The sequence below is a fragment of the Humidesulfovibrio sp. genome (assembly GCF_030689645.1).
Classification (GTDB): Bacteria; Desulfobacterota; Desulfovibrionia; order Desulfovibrionales; family Desulfovibrionaceae; genus Humidesulfovibrio.
Genome location: NZ_JAUYFU010000033.1, coordinates 1 through 5525, shown reverse-complemented (window position 1 = coordinate 5525; position 5525 = coordinate 1). Strand labels below are relative to the sequence as shown.

The following is a 5525-nucleotide window of genomic DNA, read 5'->3' as shown; positions in this document are numbered from 1 at the left end:
TTATCCGCACGGGGCGTTTGCCCACGGCCCCGGCGGCCAGGAAATACGAGGCGTTGCTCCAGTCGCCTTCCACGTGCAGGGCGCGCGGCGCATAGCTGCCGGGCTCGACCTGGAAGCGCAGCTTGCCCGGCTCCACGCTGGCCACGCCGCGATGGTCCACTGGGGCGAAGCCGTGCTCTCCCAGGGCTTCCACTACCGCAGGCGCGCCGAAGTCGGCCATGGCCTGAAGCGTCAGCGAGACGTAGGGCCAGCTTACGGCCTTACTGCCGGAAATGCCGATGGTCAGCGGGCTTCTCGCCAGGGGCGCGGCCAAGAGGACGCCGGAGAGATACTGGCTGCTCTCCTCCAGGCGCACGTCCACCTCGCCGCCGGGCAGGCCCGTGGCGTGGATGGTCACGGGCGGGAAGCCCTGCTTTGCCTCAAAGTCGAAGCGCGCGCCCTGGGACGCGAGCGCCCGCGCGGGCTCGCCCAGGGGGCGCTGGTGCATGCGGCCCTCGCCGTGGATGCGAAAAGCGCCTTGTCCTGCTGCGGCCACGCCAGCCAGCAGGCGGCAGGTGGTGCCGCTTTCGCCAACGTTCAGGTCGGCGGCTCCGCCGATTCCGCCCTGGGGGCCGTGGGCCATGCCGAACACGGCGTACTCGCCCGCCCCGGCGCGGACGAACCGCGCGCCCATGGCAGTCAAACAGGCCATGGTGCGCTCCGTGTCCTGGCTTTCCAGCACGCCCGTAAGGCGGCTTTCGCCCTTGGCCAGGGCAGCGCAGATGAGCGCCCTGTGCGACAGGGACTTGGAGGCCGGGGCCTGCACGTTTATGGCGCTCACTGTCTGCCTCCTGCGTCCAGGTGCGGACCGGACGGGTACGAGCCCAGGATGCGCAGGGTGTGGCACTTCTCGCGCAGGTCGGCCAGGAAGCTGTCGTACTCCATGCGCGAAAGGTCGCACTCAAGGTCGCTGAAGAACACGTACTTCCACTTCTCGCCGCGCAGCGGGCGGCTTTCCAGCTTGGTGATGTTGATGGCGCGGCCCGCGAAGGTGTTCAGCACCTCGGCCAGGGCGCCGGGCTTGTCCGGCACGGTGAAGATGAGCGAAGTCTTGTCGCGGTTGCCGCCCTCGCTCACACGCGGGCCGATGACGAGAAAGCGCGTCCAGTTGTCCGGCATGTCCTCGATGTGCGCGGCCAAAATGTTCAGACCGTAGAGGTCGGCCAGGCGGATGTGCCCCACCGTGGCCACGTCCTTGCCGCGCGCAGCCGCGATCTCAGCCGCTGCCGCCGTGCTGCTGGCGGGCACCAGGGTGCGGCCGGGCATGTTGTTTCTCAGCCATTGCGAGCACTGGTCAAGGGGCTGCGGGTGGGAGTGGATCTCCTTCACGTCCGCCGGGAAGTCGGCCTTGCCCATGAGGCAGTGGGTGATGCGGCAGAACAGCTCGGCCTGGATGTACACCGGGAACAGCATGAACAGGTCCACCACCTGGCCCACAGTGCCCTGGAGCGAATTTTCCAGCGGAATGACGCCGAGCTCGGCCTCGCCGTCGGCCACGGCGCGGAAGATCTCCTCGAAGTTGGCCTTGGGCGTCAGCTCGGCGCTTCTGCCCATGTACTCCAGCCCGGCGAAGTAGCTGAAGGTGCCCTCCGGCCCCAGGTAGACGACGCGCTCCGGGCGCTGCAAACGGCGGGAGCTGGACATGATCTCCCGGTAGATGGCGTGCAGGTGGCTCTCCGGCAGGGGGCCGGGGTTCCGCTTGGCCAGCCGGTCCATGACCTCTTTCTCGCGGAAGGGCTTGAACACCGTTTCCGCGGAACCTTTTTTGGTCCGGCCCACGCCGATGCTGATGCTGGCCCGGCGGTTCAGGAGGTCGACGATGCCGTCGTCCAGGCGGTCGATCTCCTCGCGCAGGGCTGTGAGGGCGGGCTTCGGCGCGCCGTCGCCCTTCCGGTCGCCGCTGTTCTGGTCATCGCTCATATGCCTAGCCTTCCTTGATGTCTTCGCAGATGCGCATGCCGAAATGGCGGCCTGCAACGTCGGTGCGGCACAGGATCTCGTCGCCGGGCTTCAGGCTCACCACGCTTATGGGCGTACCGTCCGCGCCCGTGACGCGGATGGTTTCCGCGTTCTGCAGGAACACCTGGCCGGAGACGTCACATCCGCCGGGCGCGGAGACCTTGGCCGTGATCTTGAGCATGGGCCGCACTTCGATCTTCACCCTGCCCACAGTGCTCAGGCTGGTCTTGCCGTCCGCGCTGACGATCAGCACCTCGCGCCCGGCGGAAAGCTCCTCCAGGTAGCAGGTCTTGTCGCCGGGCAGCACGGCGTAGGCGTGCACCGCGCCAGCGTTGACGCGAAAGGGGCGCGCGGCCACGTAGGGGTTTGATTCCGTCTCCGCGTGGACAAGGAATGTGAAGGCGCTGGAGTTGCCCACAAGCATTCCCTGGCCGCGCTTCAGCATGGAGATGGTGTCCACGCAGACCCGGTGGCCGAGGCCTGCGGGCTCGATGGCCGTGACCACGGCGCGCTGAAGGTCAATGCTGCCCTGGGAGAGCTTGAGTTCTGCCACGATGGCCTTGAGCTCGCCGGCTGCCTCGGGCAGGACCACGATGGCGTCGGCTCCGCGCTCCAGAATGCCTGCGGCCAGCACGGCGCGGTCCAGGCTCTCGCATTCCAGCGCCAGGCCGGACGTCTGAGCCAGGATGTTCTCGACAGGAATGATCTCCCAGCCCTTGACCAGGGAGACCATGCCGCCGTTCTTCTGCGCTGCCTTGAGCGCCTGGGTGGCGGCTTCCTCGTCGGCCTTGGACGAGAGCGGAAGCGTGGGCAGCTCGGCCTCGGTGAGCACGGTGACCCGTCCCAGGGCGCGCACGGCCTCGGCCTTGTCCGCCTCGGTGAGGATGGCGTCCACCCCGGACTCCAGAGCCAGCGTCACCAGCTTCTTCTGGAAGGGAATGGCCTTGAAGATGATGGTTTTCATGACCGCCCGCGCCTATTCCTTGCCTTCAAGCATGGCGAGCGCAACGTCCACGTCCACGTCATCGTGCACGACCTTGGAAAGGGCCTGGCAGAGCAGGGACGGGTTCTTGTGCTGGAACACGTTGCGGCCCACGGAAAGACCTGCGCCGCCAGCGGTGATGGAGTCGTGGACCATCTGCAGGAATGCGCGGGTGCTGTCGAGCTTGGGACCGCCGGCGATGACCACGGGAACGCAGCAGGAGTCGACCACATGGCCGAAGGTGTCCACGTCGCCGGTGTAGGGGACCTTGACCACGTCGGCGCCAAGCTCAACGCCCACGCGGGCGCAGTGGGCCACGATCTCCGGGTCGAACTCGCTGCGCACCTTGGGGCCGCGGGCATAGACCATGGCCAGGACCGGGATGCCCCAGCTCTGGGCGGTGCTCGTCACCTGGCCGAAGTCCGTGAGCATCTTGGCTTCGCTCTCGTCTCCCAGGTTCACGTGCACGCTCACCGCGTCTGCGCCGAGGCGGATGGCGTCTTCGACGTTGCCCACGAGGGTTTTGGCGTTGGGGAAGGGGGAAAGGGTGGTGCTGGCGGAGAGGTGGACGATTAAGCCGATGTCTTTGCCTTGGCTTCTGTGGCCGCAGCGCACAAGGCCCTTGTGCATGAGCACGGCGTTGGCCCCGCCTTCAACGATGGCTCCCACGGCCTCGCGCATGTCCACGATGCCTGCGATGGGGCCCACGGTGGTGCCGTGGTCCATGGGCACGATGATGGTGCGTTTGGTGTTGCGGTTGAAAATGCGCTCCAGCCTGATAGCTTTCCCGATGTGCATGGCCTTCTCCTTTCGTCTGGTTTGCGCCCCTGCGAAGGTCTGTGTGGCGATGGTCCGGCGGTAAAACTAAAAAAAGGGCCGCCGGCTTTCGCCCGCGGCCCTTTCGAAGAGGCTTTGGTTAACGTCCTGTCACCGTCAACACACCTCTCCCAGGCCGCAGGCGCGGCTAAACCAATAATACCAGTACTGGCTAAAAGAGGAAATGGTATTGCTGGCGGAAGAGGAGTTCATGGGGTGAGTGTCTACCCGCGAGCCCAGGGCATGTCAATATGTTTTTTGAGGTATTGCTAAGGTTCTCCGTTTCTCCATTTTTGTAGAGAATGCGTGAGAAACGCACACATATTTGTTCACCACCGTTGTCGCCCAGCCTCAGTATTCCTAAAAAGCTAAACTAATCCGGGTATTGCGAATATGGTCCAAGATTTGCTCAAGCCACGCCAGCACCATGAAAAACACCGCAGAAGCCATAACGATCCAGGAGATCATCGAGCGCGAGTGGATAGGCACGGTCTTTCACTCCCTTGTGTCCATCAAGCGCAAGGCCCTGCTCGGCATGGAGGCCTTGGCCCGGTGCACGGCCCCCGGCGAGGACATTCCCCCCCAGGAGCTGTTCCGCATGGCCCACGAGGCAGGCTGCCTGCTGGAGCTGGACCGCCTGTGCCGCAAGAAGGCGCTGGAGGCCTTCGCCCCAATCCATGCCAAGAACAGGGGCCTGATCCTGTCACTGAACGTGGACGGCCACGCCATCGACACCGAGGTGGCGCGCTCCAGCTACCTGCTGCACAAGGTCAAGGAATTCGGCATCAACCCCAACAATGTGCTCATCGAGATCGTTGAAACCCGCGCCCGCGACACCGCCGCCCTGGCCGAATTCGTGACCAACTGCCGCAAGAACGGCTTCCTCATCGCCCTGGACGACGTGGGCGTTGGGCACTCCAACCTGGACCGCATTCCGCTTCTCAGACCCGATGTGCTGAAGCTCGACCGCTCCTTGGTCTCCGGGGTGGACAAGCATCTGACGCGGCTTGAGGTCGTCAAGAGCTTCGTGCAGATGGCCTCGCGTCTGGGAGCCCTGGCCCTGGCCGAGGGCGTGGAGCGCCAGGAGGACATTCTACGCCTGCTTGAGGTGGGCGTGGACGTATTTCAGGGCTATTACTTCGGGCGGCCCTCCCGGCATATGCCCTCAGCGGAGATGATAGGCGAGCGCATTGAGCATCTGGCGCAGAAGTTCCGCGTGCACGCCACCGAGCGCTTCGCGGCCCAAAAAGCCTTGTATGCCCGGCACGACGCTCTGGTGTACGGGCTTTGCGAGGAACTTGGCAGGCTGGGCTCCACAGGCCTGGACCAGGCCCTCACGGGGTTCATCGACGGCTGGGACCAGATCGAGTGCCTGTACGTGCTGAGCGCCAAGGGCGTGCAGATTTCTGGCACCCTTTGCAACCCGGCCAAATTGCGCAAACGCAAGCGCTTCATCTTTGAACCCGCCCGCCTGGGCGCGGACCATTCGCTCAAGGAATACTACCTGCCCCTGCGCGCAGGCTTGCCGAAATTCACAACACAGCCTTACATATCGCTTGCTTCCGGCAACCGCTGCATCACCATCTCCGCCGCCTATAAAGACCGCGACAACCGCTCGCGCATTCTTTGCGCCGACATCGACTGCCCTGATTAGCCATTCGCCCCTGCTATTGCGCCGTTTGCCGAATCTGCTCACAAACTCCTTGCGCATCTGCAACTTCGTTGCTAG

The 5525-nt window shown here is 64.8% G+C and carries 5 protein-coding genes; 1 reads left to right on the top strand and 4 read right to left on the bottom strand.

The genetic code is table 11. The features are described 5' to 3' along the window. From Q8O35_RS05265 to Q8O35_RS05250, 4 genes are all read right to left on the bottom strand, one after another. Positions 1-820, bottom strand: an 820-nt coding sequence (locus tag Q8O35_RS05265; protein ID WP_371133097.1) for a 3-phosphoshikimate 1-carboxyvinyltransferase, incomplete at its 3' end; no start/stop codon positions are given. Next, positions 817-1959, bottom strand: coding sequence for a prephenate dehydratase (gene pheA / locus Q8O35_RS05260; RefSeq protein ID WP_305571379.1), 1143 nt, complete (start codon positions 1957-1959; stop codon positions 817-819). The genes pheA and Q8O35_RS05265, both read right to left, overlap by 4 nt. A gap of 4 nt (positions 1960-1963) precedes the next feature. Continuing rightward, positions 1964-2962: a 3-dehydroquinate synthase II family protein gene (locus Q8O35_RS05255; protein ID WP_305571377.1), complete on the bottom strand. Its 999-nt coding sequence runs from the start codon at positions 2960-2962 to the stop codon at positions 1964-1966. A gap of 12 nt (positions 2963-2974) precedes the next feature. Continuing rightward, positions 2975-3778: a 2-amino-3,7-dideoxy-D-threo-hept-6-ulosonate synthase gene (locus Q8O35_RS05250; RefSeq protein ID WP_305571375.1), complete on the bottom strand. Its 804-nt coding sequence runs from the start codon at positions 3776-3778 to the stop codon at positions 2975-2977. A gap of 445 nt (positions 3779-4223) precedes the next feature. On the opposite strand from Q8O35_RS05250, the gene Q8O35_RS05245 reads away from it, so the two are divergent. After that, on the top strand, positions 4224-5450 hold the full coding sequence (locus Q8O35_RS05245) for an EAL domain-containing protein (protein ID WP_305571373.1): 1227 nt from the start codon (positions 4224-4226) through the stop codon (positions 5448-5450). Positions 5451-5525 lie beyond the last annotated feature (75 nt).

Excerpts from the sequence above, each read along its gene's own strand:
- pheA (WP_305571379.1), bottom strand. The coding sequence starts at position 1,959 with ATGAGCGATGACCAGAACAGCGGCGACCGGAAGGGCGACGGCGCGCCG.
- Q8O35_RS05255 (WP_305571377.1), bottom strand. The coding sequence starts at position 2,962 with ATGAAAACCATCATCTTCAAGGCCATTCCCTTCCAGAAGAAGCTGGTG.
- Q8O35_RS05250 (WP_305571375.1), bottom strand. The coding sequence starts at position 3,778 with ATGCACATCGGGAAAGCTATCAGGCTGGAGCGCATTTTCAACCGCAAC.
- Q8O35_RS05245 (WP_305571373.1), top strand. The coding sequence starts at position 4,224 with ATGAAAAACACCGCAGAAGCCATAACGATCCAGGAGATCATCGAGCGC.